Source organism: Luteimonas qiangzhengi (assembly GCF_039548515.1).
Taxonomy (GTDB): domain Bacteria; phylum Pseudomonadota; class Gammaproteobacteria; order Xanthomonadales; family Xanthomonadaceae; genus Luteimonas.
Map to the genome: position 1 here is coordinate 31,647 of NZ_JBCLVE010000010.1, position 20,943 is coordinate 52,589.

Here is a 20,943-nt window from a genome sequence, read left to right on the forward strand (position 1 = left end):
ATATTGCAGGCCGGGGCGCGGCTGTGTTAGACGGGAGTTGCGCCGGCAATGCTGCCGCGCCGCAACAGCTGACGGGAGAAGGCTGGATGTCCGAAGCATCAGTACCGCGTGCAAAGCCGCTGGTTGATGGCAGATCGGGGGGATGGATTGGGCCGGCTGCCTGGGCGGTGGCCGGGGCGGCAGCGCTGGCAATCCCTTTGCTGTGGGCCCGCGGACCTGCCCACACCTTGGGCGACACCCTCGCTTTCGCGGCCTGGGGCTGGGTATTGCTGGGAGTGCCGCTGATGGCGGTGCTGGTGATCGGCGGCGTGGGCGCCGCACGCAAGGGCAAGGAGCCGAAGCTGCTCGGCGCCCTGCAGTGGTTTGCAGTGGGCATGGCCGCCGCCGTGGTGCTGGTCGAGATTCCCTGCCTGCTGCGCGGCTAGCAGGCGACTTCAGCTTCGTTCGCGCTCGATCGCCCGCCAGCCGATGTCGTGGCGGTGGAATTCGCCGTGCCAGGAGATCCCGGCCACGGCCGAGTAGGCGCGCTGCTGCGCCGCTTCAACCGTGTCACCCAGCGCGCAGACGCACAGCACGCGGCCGCCGGCGGTGACCGCGTGTTCGCCTTCCATGCGGGTGCCGGCGTGGAAAATCTTGCTGTCTTCGGGCTCGGGCACGTCCCAGGCGTTGATCGTATCGCCGGTGCGCGGGGTGCCGGGATAGCCTTCGGCTGCCATCACCACGCCCACCGCCGGACGCGGATCCCACTGCGGCTTGGCTGAATCCAGGCGGGCCTCGATCCCGGCCTGCAGCAGCTCGGTGAAGTCGGACTGCAGGCGCATCATGATGGGCTGGGTTTCCGGGTCGCCAAAGCGCACGTTGAACTCGATCACCTTGGGCGTGCCGTCCGCGGTGATCATCAGGCCCGCATAGAGAAAGCCGGTGAACGGCGCGCCGTCGGCGGCCATGCCGCGCACGGTCGGCTCAATCACCTCGCGCATGATGCGCGCGTGCAGTTCCGGGGTGACCACCGGCGCCGGGGAATAGGCGCCCATGCCGCCGGTGTTGGGGCCGGTGTCGCCGTCACCGACGCGCTTGTGGTCCTGGCTGGTAGCCATTGGCAGCGCGGTGGTGCCATCGACCATGGCGATGAAGCTGGCTTCCTCGCCATCAAGAAATTCCTCGATCACCACCCGCGAGCCGGCCTCGCCGAAGGCGTTGTCGGACAGCATGTCGGTCACCGCCGCCTCGGCCTCGACCAGATCGGCGGCAACGATCACGCCCTTGCCCGCGGCCAGGCCGTCGGCCTTGACCACGATGGGCGCGTTCTCGCCATTGCGGGCGGCGTGGGCCTTCAGGTATTCGAGTGCTGCCACGGTGTCGGTGAACACCTCATGGCGGGCAGTGGGAATGCCGTGGCGGTCCAGGAACTCCTTGGCAAACGCCTTGCTGCCTTCGAGCCGGGCCGCCGTGGCGGTGGGGCCGAAAATCGCCACGCCGGCCTCGCGGAAGCGATCGACGATGCCGGCAACCAGCGGGGCTTCCGGGCCGACCACGGTGAATGCCACGCCTTCATCGCGGGCCAGGGCCAGCAGGCCGTCCAGATCGGTTGCGGCAACATCGACGTTGCGGCACCGGTCCTCGGTGGCGGTACCGGCGTTGCCCGGCGCCACCAGCACTTCGCTCACCCGCGGCGACTGCGCCAGCTTCCAGGCCAATGCATGCTCGCGGCCCCCGCCGCCGATGACAAGAATTTTCACGGTGCCGCTCCCGATGGCCAGGCGGACATTCTACCGCCGCACGGAAGACCGCTGCCGCTGGGTCACAGGTGTAGGAGCGCGCCATGCGCGCGAAGCCGCGTGACCTTCAATCACGGAGTGATGGCCGCGAAGGTTGAGGGGCCGGCGGGTCAGCCCTTGGCGGGACTGTCGGCGACATGGACGTCGCCGACAAGCGTACATGGACGTACTTGCCTGCGTGTCCCGCCAAGGGCTGACGCGTTGGCCCGCCCACGTAGGCTACGCCCATCAGGAAAGCCAGGATTCACGCGGCTTCGCGCGCATGGCGCGCTCCTACAGGGGCGACGCCGGCGCTGGGGGGCGGATCTCAGTGGCGGAAGTGGCGCACGCCGGTGAACACCATGGCGATGCCGTGCTCGTCGGCGGCGGCGATGACCTCGGCGTCGCGCATCGAACCGCCCGGCTGGATCACCGCCTTGATGCCGGCCTCGGCCGCGGCGTCGATGCCATCGCGAAACGGGAAGAACGCGTCGGACGCCATCACCGAGCCTTCGACCACCAGATCCGCGTCAACGGCCTTGATCCCGGCGATGCGCGCCGAATACACCCGGCTCATCTGCCCGGCACCCACGCCGATCGTGCGGTTGTCCTTCGCATAGACGATCGCGTTGGACTTGACGAACTTGGCCACCTTCCAGGCAAAAAGCAGGTCGGTGAACTGGGCCTCGGTGGGGGCAAGTTTTGACACCACCTGCAGCTCGTCGCGGGTGACCACGCGGTCGTCGGCGGTCTGCATCAGCAGGCCCGAGCCGATGCGCTTGGTATCCATGAAGCCGGGTGCCGCGGCAGCCATCGGGATGCGCAGCACGCGCACGTTGGCCTTCTTCGTGGCGTATTCCAGCGCGCCGTCCTCATAGTCCGGTGCGATCAGCACTTCGACGAACTGGCGGTCGAGAATGGCCTTGGCCGTCGCCGTGTCCACGGTGCGGTTGAAGGCGATGATTCCGCCGAAGGCGCTGGTCGGGTCGGTGCCGTAGGCCAGCTCGTAGGCCTCGCCTACGCCCGCGCCAACAGCCACGCCGCAGGGGTTGGCGTGCTTGACGATCACACAGGCCGGCGTGTCGAACTGGCGCACGCACTCCCACGCCGCGTCGGTGTCGGCGATGTTGTTGTAGCTCAGCGCCTTGCCCTGCAGCTGCTCGAAGGTGGCCAGCGAACCCGGCGCCGGATGCAGGTCGCGGTAGAACGCGGCCTGCTGGTGTGGGTTCTCGCCGTAGCGCAGGTCCATGACCTTGATGAAGCTGCCGTTGGCCTGGGCCGGGAACGCGCTGCGTGCCGGCACCGCGCTGGCGGTGTCGGTCACTGCCGACAGGTAGCTGCTGATCGCCGCGTCGTACTGGGCCACGCGGTTGAACGCGGTCACGGAGAGCGCAAAACGGGTGGCAGCCGAGAGCTGGCTGTCGTTGGCTTCCAGCTCGGCAAGCAGGTCGGCGTACTGGTCCGGCGAGGTGGCCACGGCCACGCGGGCGAAGTTCTTGGCCGCGCTGCGCAGCATTGCCGGGCCGCCGATGTCGATGTTCTCCACCGCGTCGGCCAGGGTGCAATCGGCCTTCGCCGTCACCTGCTCGAACGGGTACAGGTTCAGCACCAGCAGGTCGATCGCGCCGATGCCGTGTTCGGCCATCACCGCGTCGTCGGTGCCGGCGCGGCCGAGCAGGCCGCCGTGAACCACCGGGTGCAGGGTTTTGACCCGGCCGTCCATCATTTCCGGGAAACCGGTCACTTCGGACACATCGCGCACGGCCAGGCCCGCCTCGCGGATCGCCTTCGCGGTGCCGCCGGTGGACAGCAGTTCCACGTTGTGCGCGGCAAGCGCGCGGGCCAGTTCGATCAGTCCGGTCTTGTCGGACACGGACAGCAGTGCCCGGCGCACGGGCAGGCGGTCAGGGGTGGTCATGGGGTCAGCTCAGGCCGTATTCGCGCAGCTTCCTGCGCAGGGTGGCGCGGTGGATGCCGAGCATGCCGGCGGCACGGCTCTGGTTGCCATCGCAGTGATTGAGCACCTCTACAAACAGCGGGATCTCGAGCTCACGCAGCGCCGTCTGGTACAGGTCGTCGGTGCCGCTGCCGTTGAGATCACCCAGGTAGCGCCGTATCGATTTGGCCACGTGATCGCGCAGGGGCGTCCGCGGGCCGGAGAGATTGGCGGCTGTAGGGCGTTCAGAGGAGTCCAATGGTTCTTCCCGGTGATGCGTTGCAGCGCTTGCCGCCAGCGACGGCGGCCGCGAAGGCGGCCGGGGGTGCGGCAAGGGGCTGGCCAGTCTATCCCGCCGGGGCGGCAGGCGCCAATATGTGGGGCATCAGTGGAAGCTGAAGTTGAAGGCGACCGCGTGTGGTGAGGGCTCCACGATCTCCAGGCCGATCGCGGCGGCCTCACCGCTGGCCAGGGTGATGTTCGCCGGCGGCTGGAGCAGGTATTCGGCCGGCTCGAAAGTGCGCATGCCCAGCGCGCGGCCGTCGATGTCGGACAGGGTCAGGGTGATGCGCGGCCAAGCCTGTGCCCGACGCGATTCATTATTGATGGTGGCGCTGACCTGGAGCACGCCGGCACGGCCGTCCACCGGGCGCACATCGCGCTGCTGCACGGTGATGGCCGCCGGCTCGCGCCAGACGGGCAGCTGGCAGCGCAGCACGGTGCACAGTGCGGTGACCACCGGCCGCCATGCGGCATGGTTGGCCAGGCGCGTGCGCTCCGCCAGCAGCAACTGGATCACAAGCAGCAGGACCAGTCCGCCGGCGACGGCGATCAGGCGCCAGCCGGGTGCGGTCTTGTTGCCCCGGCGCGTCAGCGCGAAGCGCGGCGCGGATCGAACGTCCGGCGCGGCAACTGGAAGGACGGGATCTGAAGCTGGAAGCTCGGCGACCGGGATGGGGTCGGCGGATTCCGGCTGTACGGGTGCATCAAGGCTGTCGGGAGTTTTGGGGGTGTCTTGGTTGTCGTTGGTGTCAGGAGTTTCAGGCTCAGCTGCGACCACCTCAACAGGCGTGGAGGGTTGCTCCTCAGCGACCTCGGACGGGCGTGACGGCCGCAGTGGCACGAAAGCGGCAGGCGCCGGCCGGCCCGCGACTGGAGCGGGTGTGGTTGCTGCCGGGGCAGCCGCGATCCCGGCTTCAGCCGCTGTGCTGTCAGGCTGGGCCCGCAGTCCGAATCGGCAGCTCGGGCAGCGCTCGGGCGGCAGGTCGGTGGCCAGGTTGGTGGCCACCAGCGCGCCGCAGTTCGGACAGTTGATGAACATGGCGCCTATTCAATCACGACGGCGCACTGCATCGATGCGAACCCAGTCTCCTTCCCGGGCCAGGGCGAGGTGTTCGAACCACGGCCGGTAGCGGCGCAGCAGCGCTTCCTCCTGCCCGTCGAGGATGCCGGACAGGGCAATGCGTCCACCGGGCGCGGTGCGCTCGGCCAGGGTGTCCGCCAGCCCGTCCAGGGCCGAGGCAAGGATGTTGGCGACCACCACCGGGTAGGCGCGTTCGGGCGTTTGCTGCGGTGAATACAGCTCCAGCGCCGCGGACAGGCCATTGCGCTCGGCATTGTCACGACTGGCGGCCAGCGCCTGGGGGTCGTTGTCCACCCCCACCGCGCCGGCGGCGCCCAGTCGCAGCGCCGCCAGGGCGAGGATGCCGCTGCCGCAGCCGTAGTCGAGCACCTGGGCGCCGTCCAGCGCACCCGCGTCGGCCAGCGCATCCAGCCACTGCAGGCACAGCGAGGTGGTTGGGTGGGTGCCGGAACCAAAGGCCAGGCCCGGATCGAGCCGGATCACCGCAGCGTCGGCGTCCGCAGCGGCTTCGGGCAGTTCGTGGTTCCACGGCACGATCCAGGTGCGCCGGCCGAATTGCAGCGGCGCGTAGGTATCCATCCAGACCCGCTCCCAGTCCTGGTCCTCGATCACCTGGAACTGCACCCGGGACCAGTCCAGGCCCGGATCAAAGGCTTCCAGCGCCGCCAGCAGCAGCAGGCCGTCGGCGTCGTGGGGAAACAGCGCGCTCAGCGACAGCGAGTGCCACAGCGGCGTTTCGCCCACACCCGGCTCCAGGATTGCCGATTCGTTGGTGGTGTCGGCATCGGCATCGAGCAGGGTCACGGCCAGGGCGCCAACGTCTTCCAGCGCGCGCTCGTAGCGCGGTTGCTCGGATTCGCTGCAGCGCAGGGCCAGTTCCAGATAGGGCATGGAGCTTTTCCGCGAAAGAGGGGGAGGCGGGCATGGTGCGTTGCCCGGCGCACGGGGTAAAGCGGACGGTGGTGCGGCGCGGTCACGGGCGGCGTTCAAGTCAGACCGGCGGGTTTGTTTTACCATCCGGCTTTCCCGGAAACGCGACCAGAGCGGTCGCCGCGATTGCGATATCCGATGGACATGGCGCTCAACCGGCCGGCGGTGTTGTTCGCACTGCTGGCGTCGTTGCTGCTGGCACTGCTGTATGCCCTGTGGGGTGATGGCGGCGGCACCGTGCCTGGTGTCGAGCCGGTCGACGATCCCGCCGCAGTGATCACCGGACGTTCTGGCGGGTTGTCGTTGCAGGGGGCCGGTGCCGTGCGGCACCCGCAAGCCATCCCGGCTACCCCGACAGCTTTCGCGGTAGATCCGCTTGCTGCCGGGCCGCAGGGCCTGGCCAAGGCGTTTGAAAGCGCCGACGACCTGCATGCCTTCGTGCACCGGCTGCTGCCCGCAGCGCTGGCCGGAGGCGCCGAGGCTGCCTGGATGGTCAGCAGGGTCTATGACTACTGCGCCGCGCACGCCGCGGATCCGACCGGCTTCGCCCGCGACACCGACCAGCTGGGGCGCATGGGGTTCACGACGTCTGCATCGATGGCGGCGGCGCGCGAGCGGGTGGCACACCGCTGCCGGCAGTTCTCCCCGATCGACGGGATCGACCGTGAGCTGGTGCTCTGGTACCGCGTGGAGGCTGCCGAAGCGGGCAGCCTGGCGGCCGAGGCTGCGCTGCTGGCCATGGGCGAGCCGCTTGATGACGAGGCCGGGTACCGGCGCGATCTGGTGGACCGGGTCCAGGCTTCGGGCGATGCGCAGGCATTCTCCGCGCTGGCACCGGCCATGGGCCTGGCCGCGAATGGGGATCACGCCTATGCCGGCCAGTTGGCCGGTACGCCAATGGCCGAGCTGGCCTGGCAGCTGGGGGCCTGCGCGCTCGGCCTGGACTGCGCCGCGGATGGCGCGCTGATGACTTCCTACTGCGTGAACGGGGGCATCTGTTCCCGCGATGCGCGTCAGGATTTTCCCGCCTTCGTCCACGATTCCGCGGTCCCGCGGCGTGGCCGGAAGGCACTTGATGAAATGGTTGGCTCGCTGTTGGGCGAGGGAGTACCGCGATGAAACAAAACTGCGCGATGAAGAAGAACTATCTGCCGCGTCTGCGGTTCTGGCTGTGGGTGGCGCTGTTCGGGGCCTATTCGGTGACTGCGGTCGGGGTGATGGTGCATGCCCTGGTGGGCGAGGAGCACGACAGCCTGTCGCAGGTGGCGGTGACCAGCGTGGATTCGACGGCCGAGGCGCGCATCGGGGGCGCGGCCCAGCTGGCGGCGGTGTACCGGGCGCAGAGCGGCACGCCGTTCTCCGCGCTGCCGCCGGGCAGCACGTTCAAGGTCATCTGGCCGGACGGTTCCAGCGAATACGTGACCGTGGTCAGCCAGTCGTCCAAGGCGGGCGTGCAGCTGCTGCCCGACACGCAGCTGCGCGCCGGGGAAATGATGACCCCGGCGGGCGAGCTGCAGGCCGTACCCGCCATCCGTCGCGCGGATGGCGGGCCGTCAGCTGATCGACAGTGACTTGTCGCGGCGCTCGGACAGGCGCTTTTCCAGATAGTGGATGTTCTGTCCACCCTGCTGGAAGCCCACGTCGCGCATGATCCGCTGGTGCAGCGGGATATTGGTGCGGATCCCGTCGATGACCATCTCGCTCAGCGCCACGCGCATGCGGCAGATCGCCTGTTCGCGGTCCGAGCCGTGCACGATCAGCTTGCCGATCATCGAGTCGTAATCCGGCGGCACGCGATAGCCGGCGTAGATATGTGAGTCCACCCGCACGCCCGCGCCGCCGGCAGCGTGGTAATGCTGGATCATGCCCGGTGAGGGCAGGAAGCTGTCCGGATCCTCGGCGTTGATGCGGCACTCGATCGCGTGGCCGCGCAGCACCACGTCTTCCTGGCGGATCGACAGCGGACGCCCGGAGGCGATCAGCAGCTGTTCGCGGATCAGGTCGATGCCGGTGACCATCTCGGTGACAGGATGCTCAACCTGGATGCGGGTGTTCATTTCGATGAAGTAGAAGCGCCCCTTCTCGTACAGGAACTCGAAGGTGCCGGCGCCGCGGTAGCCGATGCGCAGGCACGCGTCCACGCACACCCGGCCGATCTCGGCGCGCTGCTCATCGGTGATGCCCGGGGCCGGCGCTTCTTCCACCACCTTCTGGTGGCGACGCTGCATGGAGCAGTCGCGCTCGCCCAGGTGGATGGCGTTGCCCTGGCCGTCGGCCAGCACCTGGATCTCGATGTGGCGCGGATCCTCGAGGAACTTCTCCATGTACACCACGTCGTTGCCGAACGCCGCTTTGGCTTCGGACTTGGTGGTGGAAATGGCGTTGGCCAGGGCCGCTTCGGTATTCACCACGCGCATGCCGCGCCCGCCGCCGCCGCCGGAGGCCTTGACGATCACCGGGTAGCCGATCTCGCGGGCGAGCTTGATGTTGACTGCCGCATCGTCGCCCAGCGGGCCGTCGGAGCCCGGCACGCACGGCACGCCGGCTTCCTTCATGGCCTTGATCGCGGCGACCTTGTCGCCCATCAGGCGGATGGTGTCGGCCTTGGGACCGATGAAGATGAAGCCGGACTGTTCGACCCGCTCGGCGAAGTCCGCGTTCTCGGCCAGAAAGCCGTAGCCGGGATGGATGGCCTGGGCGTCGGTGACCTCGGCCGCGGCAATGATGGCCGGCATGTCCAGGTAGCTGCGGTGGGAGGGCGCCGGGCCGATGCACACCGACTCGTCGGCCATGGCCACGTGCTTGAGGTTGCGGTCCACGGTGGAATGCAGCGCGACCGTGCGGATGCCCAGGGCATGGCAGGCGCGCAGGATCCGCAGGGCGATTTCGCCGCGGTTGGCAATAACGACTTTATCGAGCATGGGCGCGGCCTCAGCCGATCACGAACAGCGGCTGGTCGAACTCCACCGGCTGGCCGTTCTCACACAGGATCGCAACCACCGTGCCGGCCTGGTCGGCTTCGATCGGGTTGAACATCTTCATCGCCTCGACGATACCCAGCGTATCGCCCACGGCCACGGTCTGGCCGACGGTGACGAACGGCGGCTTGTCCGGCGATGGGGCGGTGTAATAGGTGCCCACCATCGGTGAGGTGACCACGTGCCCGTCGGGCAGCGCCGGCCCGGCATCGGCCGCTTCGGCTTCGGCTGCGCGGCCGCCGGTGGCAGCCTGCACCGGCGATTGCATCGGCATCACCGGCTCCTGGCGCGGCACCGCGATCATGGTCGGCGCGGCGTGGGCCGGAGCGGCCGGGGCGCGTGACAGGCGCACGGATTCCTCGCCCTCCTTGATTTCAATCTCGGTAAGGTTGCTCGCTTCGAGCAGGTCGATGAGCTTCTTGATCTTGCGAAGGTCCATGTCGGCCTCGTGAATATCTGTGGTGGATAGGGAGGTTGATTCGGATCTGGAATCAGCGGTCGATGCCGGCTTCAAGCCGGTCGAGCGCCGCAGTCAGCGCCAGGGTGTAGCTGGTCGGGCCGAAGCCACACACCACGCCCACTGCCAGGTCGCTGAAATAACTGGTGCGGCGGAACGGTTCGCGCGCATGGGGGTTGGACAGGTGCACCTCGATGAACGGGATGGCGACGGCGGCCAGCGCATCGCGGATCGCCACCGAGGTGTGGGTGAAGGCGGCAGGATTGATCAGGATGAAGTCGGTGCCGTCCGACGCCGCGGCCTGGATCCGTTCGACCAGCGCATGCTCGGCGTTGGACTGGAACGTCTGCAGCTGGTGGCCGGCCGCTGCCGCCTGATCCTGCAGACCGGCATCGATCTGCGCCAGCGTGGTGCGGCCATAGATCTCCGGCTCGCGGCTGCCGAGCAGGTTCAGATTGGGGCCGTGCAGGAGCAGGAGGTTCGCCATCGGGTGCCGGGTGCGGTGTCTTCGTCAAAACAGTCGCGCAGTCTGCGGCAAACCGGATATTCCTGTCCAGTTCGACGATGTTAGGGGATTTTAAGCGGTTGTTTGAGTTTGGCGGATTTCCGGCCGCCTGGGCGGGGCGTGGCCGGTCAGGACTCAGTGCCGCGCCCAGCCATCGATCTCGCCGTGCTCGAACGGCCCGATCCTCTGCTTGAGCACCTGCCCGTCGGCGGAGATCAGGACCGAATACGGCAGCACCCCGCGCGGGTTGCCCAGGCGCACGCCCGCGTCGGCGTTGCCGGGGCTGTCGATGCCCTGCGGATACTCCACCGGCACCTCGGCAAGAAAATCGCGCACGGCCTGGGCATCATCCAGCGCGATTCCGAGCACCTGCACGCCGTCGCTGCCCTGGGCCCGGGCGAAGCGGTCCAGCTCGGGCATCTCCTCGATGCACGGCGGGCACCAGCTGGCCCAGATGTTGACCAGCAGCGGCTGGCCGGAGAAGTCGTCGGGCAGGGTCCACTGGCCCTCGTCCAGCTGTGCCACCGAAAAATGCGGCACCGGGCCGCCACGCTTGGCCACCTCCACGCCTTCCGGTGCCGGCGGCGCGTTGGCCTGCAGCACCTGCTGGGCCAGGCGCTGGCCCGGTTCGGTGCGCAGCAGCGGGCCCGGTCCGCTCATCATCAGACTGGCGACGATGCCGAGCGTGCCCGCGGCCAGCGCCACCAGCAGGATCCGGGGAGTGGTCAGCTTCATCGGGCAGCCCGCTGCAGCGCGCCGATGGCGATGTCGTCGCTCAGCAGGGCGGGAAGCACCTCGCCCGGGCCGCCGTCGGCGGGATAGACCACATACAGCGGCACCCCGACGGCGTTGTGCTCCTGCAGGAATTCGCTGATCGCCGAATCCACGTTGGTCCAGTCGCCGACCAGATAGGCGGCGCCGGTGTCGGCAAGCGCGGTGCGGAACGGTTCGCGCGCCAGCACGCGCTGCTCATTGGCCTTGCAGGTCACGCACCAGTCGGCGGTCATGTTGACGAACACCGGGCGGCCTTCGGCGCGCAGGGCCGCCAGGCGCTCTGCCGACCAGGCAGCCGTGCCTGCGCTGTCCTGCACGGACGTGGCGGCAGGTTGCAGGCGGGCCACCGCAATCACCGGCACCAGCGCCATCAGCAGGACCGCCACGGCGAAGACCCGCCCGCCAATCGAACCGCTCCAGCGCTTGCGCTCGTACCACCACAGACCCAGTGCCAGCAGCACCAGGCCCGCGGCCACCAGCGCCATCGCGTCCACCCCGTGCTGACGACCCAGCACCCAGGCCAGCCAGATCGCGGTCAGGTACATGGGGAAGGCCATGAAGCGCTGCAGCGTTTCCATCCACGGCCCGGGTTTGGGCAGGCGTGAAGCCAGCGCCGGCACGAAGCCAATCAGCAGGAACGGCAGGGCCAGGCCCAGGCCCAGCGCCAGGAACACGGTCATTGCCACCGGCGCGGATGCGGTGAAGGCAAAGGCCAGCGCGCCGCCCATGAATGGCGCGATGCAGGGGCTGGCGACCACGCACGCCAGCACCCCGGTAAAGAAGTTGCCGGTGCGCCCGCCCTTCGCGGCCAGCTGCTGGCCGGCATTTCCCAGTCCGCCACCGATGCTGAAGACCCCGGACAGGCTGAGTCCCACCGCGAACATCAGGTACACCAGCAGGGCGACGAACCACGGCTGCTGCAGCTGGAACCCCCAGCCGAGCGCCGCGCCGGCCGAGCGCAGCGCCAGCACCAGCGCGCCGATCGCCGCAAATGCACTCAGCACGCCCAGCGTGTACCAGAGCGCATGGCTGCGCGCGGTCGCCCGGCTGCCGCCGCTCTGCGCCAGTCCCACCACTTTGAGCGACAGGATCGGCAGCACGCACGGCATCAGATTCAGGATCAATCCGCCCAGCAGTCCCAGTGCCAGAGCGCTCAGCAGGCCGCCCCGAGGCAGCGGCGGCGCGGTGCTGCGCACGGCGTTGTCGGCAGCGGCGCCCTCAGCTGCAACCGGTGTGGCGCTGGATGCGGGCGGCGGCGCTGCGGCGGCTTCCGGCCGGGCATCGGAGAAGGGGTCTGCGGGCGTGGCGGCCGGGTCCGGATGCTGCGTGGGTGCCGGCGTGGGTGTTGGCGGCGCCATTTCGGCAGCGGTCGCCGACGACGTCACGGTGCCGGCCGGCATTGCTACCTGCACGCTGCGGGTCATCGGCGGATAGCAGATGCCCTCGTCCTGGCAGCCCTGGAACGTCGCGGTGAGGGTGACCGTGGCGGCATCCGGGTGGCTGCGGCGCAGCGGCAGCGGCACGTCGATCTGGTCGAAGTACACCACCGTGTCGCCGAAATAGGGGTCGTTGTGGTCAACGCCTCCGGGCCAGTCCGGCTGGCCTGCCGCAATGCCGGCCGCGCCTTCGATGCTGAAGCTGCTGCGGTCCCGGTACAGGTAGTAGCCGCGTGCCGGGGTGAAGCGCATCAGGATGGTGTCGCCGTCGCCAACGATGGCTTCAAAACCGAATGCCTGCTCCTCGGGCAGGGGCAGCGGCTGGGCCGATCCATCCACTCCAGTGCCAATGGCGCCGCCACCCGCAGCGCTGCCCTGCAGTGCCCGGCCGAGCGCGGCCAGGCCGTCGCCGCCGCCCGGGGCCGGTGCGGCGGTCAGCGCAGAGGCCGCGGGCAGGTCCACCGTGATCGTGCGCGTGTCCGGCGGATAGCACACGCCCAGGTCGGCGCAGCCCTGGTAGCGGACCTTCAGCTGCAGGCGTTGGGTGCCGGGTGCGGCCTGGCCTTCCAGAACGCCGGTGACCTGCTGGCGGTAGGTCTCGACCTCGCCAAAGAATTCGTCCACATGGGCAATGCCGGCGGGCCAAATCGCTTCGCCGCTGTCGAAGCCTTCGGCGCTGGCGCCCATGCGATGCCGGTACAGATAGTAGCCATCGGCTACGTCGAAGCGGATCTCGACCCGGTCGCGGGCGGGCGCCACCGCGCTGAGGCGGAACGCATCTTCGATCGGCAGCAGCTCATCCGGATCAACGCCGGCCGCCTGGACCGCCGCCCCTCCCAGCAGGGTGACGCCCAGCAGCAGGGCCCGGAATCGGCGCATGAGCGGACTCAAGCCTGCCGGCCCAGGTTGACGCATGCGGCCAGGCGGCGCTGGACCAGATCGCGTGCGATCCGGGTGGCGCTGGCGCGGTCGGGGCAGTTGCAAAGACAGGGCAGGACGGGTGCCACGGACAGATTGGCTCGTACGTTGCGGTTGATCCCATAGGGTAGCGCGAGAGCGTGACGTTGGCCTGTATGGAACGGTACGTCCCGGGCGGGAACGCCGCCTATACAGGGTGCTGCAGCGAAGGAGCTATAAACTTGCGCATCCGGATGAACAGGGGCTGCACGCCGCCGCCCTCCCTTCAGCCGGCCCCAGTCCTCCTCAAGCACAAGTACCGCCACCATGCACAGACTGATCCGCTCCGCCTTTGCACTGATGCTGCTCGCCTGCGCCCCTCACGCCTTGGCCCAGGTGGAGGTGGGTGCCGCGGTGTCGGTCACCCGCGACTCGGAAACCACCGCCATCGGCGCGGTGGCCTGGCAGCCTTACTGGCGCGAGGCCTGGAGCGGCCAGCTGCTCTGGGATGTCGGCGCCATGTATGTCCACGGTCGCGACAACACCCGCCTGAACCTGGATGAGAACGCGGTGGTTGTGCATGGCGGGCTGCGCTGGGAGCACACCAGCGGGTTCACCGCAGGGTTCGGCGCCGGCCTGCAGATCGGCCATACCGATGCGCTGTCGGGCAATCCGCAGTTCATCAGCACCGTGGGCTGGCGCTGGGACCGCTTCGCCCTGCTGGCCCGGCATATTTCCAACGCCAGCATCAAGCAGCCCAACGACGGCGAAACCATGCTGATGGCCACCTGGCGGTTCTGACCGCTGCGCCGGCTAAGCTTCGGAGCGGTACACCCGCGGCACGCGCTTGAGTCCTGACAGCAGCCGGTAGGGGCTGGTGCCAGCGTGCGCGGCGACCTCGGCCACCGGCAGCTGGTTGCCCCAAAGCTCCACCTTCGTGCCCACCTGGGCCTGCGGATGATCGCCAAGGTCGATGGTGAGCATGTCCATTGAAACCCGGCCGATCAGCCGGCTGCGGCGTCCCTCCACCAGCACCGGCGTGCCGGCAGGGGCGTACTGGGCGTAGCCGTCGGCATAGCCCATCGCCACCACGCCGATCCGGGTGGGGCGGTCGGTCACGAAACCACCGCCGTAGCCGATCGGCTCGCCAGCGGGCAAGTCGCGCACGGAAATGATGGCCGATTCCAGTGTCATCGCCGGCTGCAGCGATTCAGCCGACGCGCACGGGGCGTCGAGCATGTGGGTGCCGTAGAGCATCAGGCCGGGCCGGCCCCAGCCACGACGCGCCTGGGGCCAGGCCATCAGGCCGGCGGAATTGGCCACGCTCACCATGGTGTCGGCGGGCAGGGTGGCCAGCGCCTGGTCAAAGCTGTGCAGCTGTTCCGCAGTGCGGTCCTGGCCAAGCTCGTCGGCGCGGGCGAAATGGGTCATCGCCACCATGGCTTGGACACCGTCCAGCGCACACACGCGCTGCCATGCAGCGGCGAATTCCTGCGGTGCGAGCCCCAGCCGGTGCATGCCGCTGTCCAGCTTCACCCACACCTGCTCCGGCTGCCGGCCCGCGTGGCGCTCCAGCGCCTCCACCTGCCAGGGCGAGGCCACCACCGTCCACAGGCGGTGGCGCTCGATCAGCGGCAGCTCGTCGGCGGTGAAGAAGCCTTCCAGCAGCAGGATCGGGGCGCGGATGCCGGCCTCGCGCAGCTCCAGCGCCTCTTCGATACAGGCCACGCCGAAGCCATCGGCCTCGCCGTCGAGCGCCTGTGCGCAGCGGGCGGCGCCGTGCCCGTAGGCATCGGCCTTGACCACCGCCAACGCGCGGCCGCCGGCCAGCTGCTGGGCGTGCCGGTAGTTGTGCCTTACAGCATCGAGATCAACCAGGGCGCGGGCTGGGCGCATATCCGAATCCCTCCGCCAGCTCAGCGTCCGCCGGCCGGAATGGCCGGCCAGGGACGCTCGTAGCGGGAAATATCCAGCCCTTCCGGATCGATCGCCGGGGTGCGGCCATCGACCAGGTCGGCCAGGTAGCGCGCCGAGCCACAGGACATGGTCCAGCCCAGCGTGCCGTGGCCGGTGTTGAGCAGCAGGTTGGAATAGCGGGTGGCCCCGATCACCGGCGGACCGTCCGGCGTGGAAGCGCGCAGGCCGGCCCAGAATTCGGACTGATCCAGATCGCCGCCCTCCGGATACAGGCTGCGCACCACCATTTCCAGGGTCTGGCGACGGCGCGCCGGCAGCGACAGGTTGTAGCCGGACACCTCGGCCATGCCGCCCACCCGGATGCGGTCGTCGAAGCGGGTGATCGCCACCTTGTAGCTCTCGTCCAGTACGGTCGAGACCGGTGCCATGTCGGGGTTGCTGATCGGGATGGTCAGCGAATAGCCCTTGAGCGGGTACACCGGCAGGCGGATGCCCAGCGGTGCCAGCAGGCGTGGTGACCAGCTGCCCAGTGCCAGTACGTAGCGATCGGCGGTTTCCAGCTTGCCGTCGATACGCACGCCGGTGATCCGGTTGCCGCCGGCCTGCAGCGATTCGATCTGCTGCCCAAGGCGGAATTCAACGCCCGCCTGGCGCGCCAGCTCCGCCAGGCGGGTGGTGAACAGGTGGCAATCGCCGGTTTCATCGCCCGGCAGGCGCAGTGCGCCGGCGAGGCTGTCGCGGACTTTTGCGAGCGCGGGTTCCACGCGGATGATGCCGTCCGCGTCCAGCAGCTCGTAGCGCACGCCGTACTGCTCGAGCACGGTGATGTCGCGGGCGGCGGCGTCGAGCTGTTCGCGGGTGCGGAACAGCTGGGTGGTGCCCAGGGTGCGCTGCTGGTATTCCAGTCCAAGCTCGCGGCGCAGCTCGTCCAGGCTGTCGCGGCTGTATTCGGCCAGGCGCACCATGCGCGCCTTGCTGACCGCATAGCGCGCGCTGGTGCAGTTGCGCAGCATCTGCCACATCCAGCGGTACTGGGCCGGATCGGCAGTGGGGCGGATGGCCAGCGGGGCGTGGCGGGACAGCAGCCAGCCGATCGCCTTGGCGGGAATGCCCGGAGCCGGCCACGGGGAGGCGTAGCCGGGCGACACCTGGCCGGCGTTGGCAAAGCTGGTTTCCAGCGCCGCGCCAGGCTGGCGGTCGACCACGACCACCTCGTGCCCGGCCTGACGCAGATACCAGGCGCTGGTGACGCCAACCACTCCGGAACCCAGGACCAGGATGCGCATACTCGAAGACTCGCGTGTAAAGGTGGTAAAGCAGGTTGACTGCCCAGTATATTTCCGGTTGGGCAGTGATATTCACTGATTGTGTTGAGTTAAGCGGGGCAAAAGCGCGACAACGTGTCTTTTGAAGGAGTCTTGCCATGGCCAAGCGCGGTCTGGACCGGATCGACCGCAGGATCCTGCGCATCCTGCAGCGCGAAGGGCGCATCCCTTTCACCGAGCTGGGCGAGCGCGTCGGCCTCTCGACCACTCCCTGCGCCGAACGCGTCCGGCGGCTGGAGCGCGACGGCGTCATCACCGGCTACCACGCCCGCGTGACCCCGCAGGCGGCGGAGGCGGCACTGCTGGTGTTCGTGCAGATCAGCCTGGCTTACAAGTCGGGCGACATCTTCGAAGAGTTCCGGCGCGCGGCGTTGAAGCTGCCGCATGTGCTGGAGTGCCACCTGGTTTCGGGTGATTTCGACTACCTGATCAAGGCGCGGATCTCGGAAATGGCCTCCTACCGCAAGCTGCTGGGCAGTACGTTGCTGACGCTTCCGTATGTGCGCGAGTCGCGCAGCTACATCGTGATGGAAGAGGTGAAGGAAACGCTGGAGCTGCCGCTGGCCGACTGAGTGCCCCGTTTCGTAGGTCGGGGCTACGCCCCCGACGCCCCCGTGTTTCCGCAGCCGAGCCCCGGCGTGGTCGGGAGGCCTTTGCGCGTAAGTAAAGGAGGAGGTCTTCGCCGCAGGCGGAGACCGGGGGACATGGAGCGCAAAGGCCTGCCGGCCGCGGCGGGGCCCGTCAGGTCACGGGAATCTCCAAAGAACGAAATTTCCACCCGAGCCCTTGAAAAGAAAACCCCCGGCCCCATCTCCTGACCACGCCCGGATCACCGGGTCTTTGCTGCCCACGGCGTTAGCACTCTGCCGGGCAGAGTGCTAACATCGCCGCCCAAATTCCAACCCGATCAATCACTTGAAGAGGATCGACATGAGCAATATCAAGCCGCTTTACGACCGTGTGGTCATCAAGCGTACCGAAGAAGAGAAGATGTCGGCCGGCGGGATCGTGATCCCCGATTCCGCGACCGAAAAGCCGATCAAGGGCGAAGTGGTCGCCGTTGGTGACGGCAAGGCCCTGGACAACGGCGACGTGCGCGCGCCCAAGGTCAAGATCGGCGACCAGGTGCTGTTCGGCAAGTACAGCGGCACCGAAGTGAAGCTCGAGGGCACCGAATACCTGGTAGTCCGCGAAGACGACATCCTGGCGATCCTGGGCTGATCCAGCCCGCGATTCCGACATCCCCCAATCACAAGAATCTATTCCGGAGTTAGCAAATGGCTGCCAAGGAAATCCGTTTCGGTGAAGATGCGCGCTCGAAGATGGTGCGCGGCGTCAACACTCTCGCAAATGCCGTCAAGGCAACCCTCGGCCCGAAGGGCCGCAACGTCGTGCTCGACAAGAGCTTCGGCGCCCCGACCATCACCAAGGATGGCGTGTCCGTAGCGAAGGAAATCGAGCTGCAGGACAAGTTCGAGAACATGGGCGCGCAGATGGTCAAGGAAGTTGCTTCCAAGACCTCCGACAACGCCGGTGACGGCACCACCACCGCGACCGTGCTGGCCCAGGCGTTCATCCGCGAAGGCTCCAAGGCCGTCGCTGCCGGCATGAACCCGATGGACCTCAAGCGCGGTATCGACCAGGCCGTCAAGGCCGCTGTGGAAGAGCTGAAGAACATCAGCAAGCCCACCGCGGACGACAAGGCCATTGCCCAGGTTGGCACCATCTCCGCCAACTCCGACGAGTCGATCGGCACCATCATCGCCGACGCGATGAAGAAGGTCGGCAAGGAAGGCGTGATCACCGTTGAAGAAGGCTCCGGCCTGGACAACGAGCTGGACGTGGTCGAGGGCATGCAGTTCGACCGCGGCTACCTGTCGCCATACTTCATCAACAACCAGCAGTCGATGGCGGCCGACCTGGATGATCCGTTCATCCTGCTGCACGACAAGAAGATCTCCAACGTGCGTGACCTGCTGCCCGTGCTGGAAGGCGTGGCCAAGGCCGGCAAGCCGCTGCTGATCGTGGCCGAGGAAGTCGAGGGCGAAGCCCTGGCGACCCTGGTGGTCAACACCATCCGCGGCATCGTCAAGGTCGTGGCAGTGAAGGCCCCGGGCTTCGGCGATCGTCGCAAGGCGATGCTGGAAGACATGGCCGTGCTGACCGGCGGCACCGTGATCTCCGAGGAAGTGGGCCTGCAGCTTGAGAAGGCCACCATCCAGGACCTGGGCCGCGCCAAGAAGGTGCAGGTGACCAAGGAGAACACCACCATCATCGACGGCGCGGGCGACAGCCCCTCCATCGAGGCGCGCATCAAGCAGATCAAGGCGCAGATCGAAGAGACCTCTTCGGACTACGACCGCGAGAAGCTGCAGGAGCGCGTGGCCAAGCTGGCCGGTGGCGTGGCGGTGATCAAGGTCGGTGCTTCGACCGAGATCGAAATGAAGGAAAAGAAGGCCCGCGTTGAAGACGCCCTGCACGCGACCCGTGCTGCGGTGGAAGAAGGCGTGGTCCCGGGTGGCGGCGTTGCGCTGATCCGCGCGCTGCAGGCCATCGGTGAGCTCAAGGGCGCCAACGAAGACCAGAACCACGGCATCGTCATCGCCCTGCGTGCGATGGAAGCCCCGCTGCGCGAGATCGTCGCCAACGCGGGCGAAGAGCCGTCGGTCATCGTCAACCAGGTCAAGGAAGGCAGCGGCAACTACGGCTACAACGCTGCCAATGGCGAATTCGGCGACATGATCGAGTTCGGCATCCTGGACCCGACCAAGGTGACCCGTTCGGCGCTGCAGAACGCCGCTTCCATTGCCGGTCTGATGATCACGACCGAAGCGATGGTCGCTGACCTGCCGCAGAAGGACGAGCCGGCCATGCCGGGCGGTGGTGACATGGGTGGAATGGGCGGCATGGGCGGCATGGGCTTCTGATCCCGTCTGTCTGACGTTCCATTGCAACACCAGAGGCCCCGCAGCGATGCGGGGCCTTTTTTGTCAGCGAAGGCGGCTTTGCACCGCCCGGCGGGCGCTGCCCCTGACTGATCAGCCCGGAAGCATCGAGCCGGTGTCCAGCCAGCGCTGGTGCCAGCTCAGCGCTTCGCCGAGCAGGTGCGGGGTGTGCTTGCCGTAGCTCTCCCGGCTGGCGCGGTCGAAATAGTCCTGCAGCGCATCGCGGTAGTCGGGGTGCGCACAGTTGGCGATCAGGGTCCGCGCGCGCTGCTTGGGCGAGAGTCCGCGCAGGTCGGCCACGCCCTGCTCGGTGACGATGATCGACACATCGTGCTCGGTGTGGTCCACGTGACTGGCCATTGGCACGATCGAGGAGATGCTGCCGCCCTTGACGGTGCTGGGCGAGAGGAAGATCGACAGGAACGCGTTGCGGGTGAAATCGCCCGAGCCGCCAATCCCGTTCATGATCCGGCTGCCCATGATGTGGGTGGAGTTGACGTTGCCGTACAGGTCCACCTCGACCATGCCGTTCATGCCGATGCAGCCCAGCCGCCGCACCAGCTCCGGATGGTTGGAGATCTCCTGCGGGCGCATGATGATGCGCTCGCGGAAGAAGTCGATATCACGGGTGAATTCGGCGTGGGCGTCGGGGCTCAGCGCAAAGCCGGTGCACGAGGCCACCCGCAACACGCCGCTGCGCAGCAGGTCGAGCATGCCGTCCTGGATGACCTCGGTGAACGCGGTCAGATCCCGAAAGCCGCTGCTGGCAAGGCCGGCCAGCACCGCGTTGGGAATGTTGCCCACGCCCGATTGCAGCGGCAGCAGATCGGCGGGCATGCGCTTTTTGGCGATCTGGTGCTGCAGGAATTCGATCAGGTGCCCGGCAATGCGTTCACTGGTGGCATCGACCGGATTGAACGGGCTGTTGCGGTCCGGCGCGTTGGTGCGCACCACTGCCACCACGCGGTCCGGGTCCACCCTCAGCGCGGTGTCGCCGATGCGGTCGTCCACGTGTTCGAGCGGGATTGGCCTGCGCTGCGGCGGCCGCGCGGTGCCGTAATAGATGTCGTGCATGCCCTCCAGTCCGGCGGGCTGCCACTCGTTGACTTCGACGATCACCTTCTTGGCCAGGTCGAGCCAGGTCTTGCTGTTGCCGACCGAAGTGGAGGGCACGATGCTGCCGTCCTCGCGGATTGCCACGGCCTCGATCACCGCCACGTCGATGTCGCCGTAGAAGCCGAACCACGCGTTTGGAGCCACATGGCTCAGGTGTGCGTCGATATAGGCCAGGGAGCCGTCGTTGATGCGCTCACGGGTCTGGGGATCGCTCTGGTAGGGAAGGCGCAGGGCAATGCCGTCCACTTCCGCCAGCACGCCGTCCAGTTCGGGCGCGGTGGAGGCGCCGGTCAGCAGGTTGATCTGGAACTTGCCGCCGCCGTTGCCATTGTGCTGGCGGATGCGCTCGGCCAGCGCGCCCGGTACTGCCTTGGGATAGCCGGAGCCGGTGAAGCCGCTCATGGCCACCGTGTTGCCGGGCTGGATGTGGGCGGCGGCGGTGGCGGCGTCGACGACGCGCTGGCGCAGGATCGGGCTGTGGATGCGTTGTTCGGGCATGGGCGACGACGTGGGCAGTGGAGGGGCCCCTATTGTCGCCCGCCGGCGTGACAGGGGCTCCCCTGTGATGGAACGGGGTGTTTCCAGTCCCGCCGACGGGGAGCTTTCC

General features: G+C 67.9%; 21 protein-coding genes. 7 read left to right on the plus strand and 14 right to left on the minus strand.

Annotation, left to right across the window (positions count from 1 at the left end):
* Positions 1–86 precede the first annotated feature (86 nt).
* On the plus strand, positions 87–425 hold the full coding sequence (locus WCE59_RS08780) for a hypothetical protein (protein ID WP_343258377.1): 339 nt from the start codon (positions 87–89) through the stop codon (positions 423–425).
* 9 nt (positions 426–434) lie between these two features.
* On the opposite strand, the gene purD is transcribed toward WCE59_RS08780, so the two are convergent.
* The 5 genes from purD to prmA form a co-directional block, all read right to left on the minus strand.
* Positions 435–1,739 carry a phosphoribosylamine--glycine ligase gene (gene purD / locus WCE59_RS08785; RefSeq protein WP_343258378.1) on the minus strand — a complete coding sequence of 435 codons (1,305 nt, stop codon included), beginning with the start codon at positions 1,737–1,739 and terminating at the stop codon, positions 435–437.
* Between the two features lie 346 nt (positions 1,740–2,085).
* Positions 2,086–3,675, minus strand: a complete 1,590-nt coding sequence (gene purH / locus WCE59_RS08790; protein ID WP_343258379.1) for a bifunctional phosphoribosylaminoimidazolecarboxamide formyltransferase/IMP cyclohydrolase — start codon at positions 3,673–3,675, stop codon at positions 2,086–2,088.
* Between the two features lie 4 nt (positions 3,676–3,679).
* Positions 3,680–3,952 carry a DNA-binding transcriptional regulator Fis gene (gene fis, locus WCE59_RS08795; protein ID WP_343258380.1) on the minus strand — a complete coding sequence of 91 codons (273 nt, stop codon included), beginning with the start codon at positions 3,950–3,952 and terminating at the stop codon, positions 3,680–3,682.
* A gap of 126 nt (positions 3,953–4,078) precedes the next feature.
* A complete protein-coding gene (locus WCE59_RS08800) occupies positions 4,079–5,014 on the minus strand; it encodes a DUF3426 domain-containing protein (protein WP_343258381.1) in 936 nt (311 codons plus the stop codon).
* Positions 5,015–5,023: 9 nt separating this feature from the next.
* Complete coding sequence (gene prmA / locus WCE59_RS08805) at positions 5,024–5,947, minus strand: 50S ribosomal protein L11 methyltransferase (RefSeq protein ID WP_343258382.1); 924 nt, start codon at positions 5,945–5,947, stop codon at positions 5,024–5,026.
* 183 nt (positions 5,948–6,130) lie between these two features.
* On the opposite strand from prmA, the gene WCE59_RS08810 reads away from it, so the two are divergent.
* Both WCE59_RS08810 and WCE59_RS08815 read left to right on the plus strand, forming a co-directional pair.
* Positions 6,131–7,105 (plus strand): hypothetical protein, encoded by a 975-nt coding sequence (locus tag WCE59_RS08810; protein ID WP_343258383.1) that lies wholly within the window; start codon positions 6,131–6,133, stop codon positions 7,103–7,105.
* Positions 7,102–7,557, plus strand: coding sequence for a hypothetical protein (locus tag WCE59_RS08815; protein WP_343258384.1), 456 nt, complete (start codon positions 7,102–7,104; stop codon positions 7,555–7,557). Before WCE59_RS08810 ends, WCE59_RS08815 begins: the two co-directional genes overlap by 4 nt.
* Here the strand turns inward: WCE59_RS08815 and accC are convergent.
* From accC to cutA, 6 genes are all read right to left on the minus strand, one after another.
* Complete coding sequence (accC, locus tag WCE59_RS08820) at positions 7,540–8,907, minus strand: acetyl-CoA carboxylase biotin carboxylase subunit (RefSeq protein WP_343258385.1); 1,368 nt, start codon at positions 8,905–8,907, stop codon at positions 7,540–7,542. The genes WCE59_RS08815 and accC overlap by 18 nt on opposite strands.
* 10 nt (positions 8,908–8,917) lie before the next feature.
* On the minus strand, positions 8,918–9,403 hold the full coding sequence (gene accB / locus WCE59_RS08825; RefSeq protein WP_343258386.1) for an acetyl-CoA carboxylase biotin carboxyl carrier protein: 486 nt from the start codon (positions 9,401–9,403) through the stop codon (positions 8,918–8,920).
* 52 nt (positions 9,404–9,455) lie between these two features.
* Complete coding sequence (aroQ, locus tag WCE59_RS08830) at positions 9,456–9,908, minus strand: type II 3-dehydroquinate dehydratase (protein ID WP_343258387.1); 453 nt, start codon at positions 9,906–9,908, stop codon at positions 9,456–9,458.
* Between the two features lie 153 nt (positions 9,909–10,061).
* A complete protein-coding gene (locus WCE59_RS08835) occupies positions 10,062–10,661 on the minus strand; it encodes a TlpA disulfide reductase family protein (RefSeq protein WP_343258388.1) in 600 nt (199 codons plus the stop codon).
* On the minus strand, positions 10,658–13,015 hold the full coding sequence (locus WCE59_RS08840; RefSeq protein WP_343258389.1) for a protein-disulfide reductase DsbD family protein: 2,358 nt from the start codon (positions 13,013–13,015) through the stop codon (positions 10,658–10,660). Before WCE59_RS08840 ends, WCE59_RS08835 begins: the two co-directional genes overlap by 4 nt.
* An 8-nt stretch (positions 13,016–13,023) precedes the next feature.
* A complete protein-coding gene (cutA, locus tag WCE59_RS13790; protein WP_449284135.1) occupies positions 13,024–13,362 on the minus strand; it encodes a divalent cation tolerance protein CutA in 339 nt (112 codons plus the stop codon).
* On the opposite strand from cutA, the gene WCE59_RS08850 reads away from it, so the two are divergent.
* Positions 13,361–13,834, plus strand: a complete 474-nt coding sequence (locus tag WCE59_RS08850) for an acyloxyacyl hydrolase (protein ID WP_343258390.1) — start codon at positions 13,361–13,363, stop codon at positions 13,832–13,834. The two genes, cutA and WCE59_RS08850, sit on opposite strands and share 2 nt — an antisense overlap.
* Before the next feature lie 12 nt (positions 13,835–13,846).
* Here WCE59_RS08850 and alr read toward each other — a convergent pair whose 3' ends face one another.
* Positions 13,847–14,929: an alanine racemase gene (alr, locus tag WCE59_RS08855; RefSeq protein WP_343258391.1), complete on the minus strand. Its 1,083-nt coding sequence runs from the start codon at positions 14,927–14,929 to the stop codon at positions 13,847–13,849.
* Between the two features lie 20 nt (positions 14,930–14,949).
* A complete protein-coding gene (locus WCE59_RS08860) occupies positions 14,950–16,236 on the minus strand; it encodes a D-amino acid dehydrogenase (protein ID WP_343258392.1) in 1,287 nt (428 codons plus the stop codon).
* A gap of 137 nt (positions 16,237–16,373) precedes the next feature.
* Here WCE59_RS08860 and WCE59_RS08865 point away from each other — a divergent pair, with 137 nt between their 5' ends.
* The 3 genes from WCE59_RS08865 to groL all read left to right on the plus strand — a co-directional run bounded on the left by WCE59_RS08865 (position 16,374) and on the right by groL (position 19,202).
* Entirely contained in the window at positions 16,374–16,847 is a 474-nt protein-coding gene (locus WCE59_RS08865) for an AsnC family transcriptional regulator (RefSeq protein WP_343258393.1), read from the plus strand.
* 358 nt (positions 16,848–17,205) lie between these two features.
* Positions 17,206–17,496, plus strand: coding sequence for a co-chaperone GroES (groES, locus tag WCE59_RS08870; RefSeq protein WP_343258394.1), 291 nt, complete (start codon positions 17,206–17,208; stop codon positions 17,494–17,496).
* Between the two features lie 56 nt (positions 17,497–17,552).
* Positions 17,553–19,202, plus strand: a complete 1,650-nt coding sequence (gene groL, locus WCE59_RS08875) for a chaperonin GroEL (protein ID WP_343258395.1) — start codon at positions 17,553–17,555, stop codon at positions 19,200–19,202.
* Between the two features lie 111 nt (positions 19,203–19,313).
* Here the strand turns inward: groL and WCE59_RS08880 are convergent, their stop codons facing one another.
* Complete coding sequence (locus tag WCE59_RS08880; RefSeq protein ID WP_343258396.1) at positions 19,314–20,834, minus strand: acetyl-CoA hydrolase/transferase family protein; 1,521 nt, start codon at positions 20,832–20,834, stop codon at positions 19,314–19,316.
* Positions 20,835–20,943 lie beyond the last annotated feature (109 nt).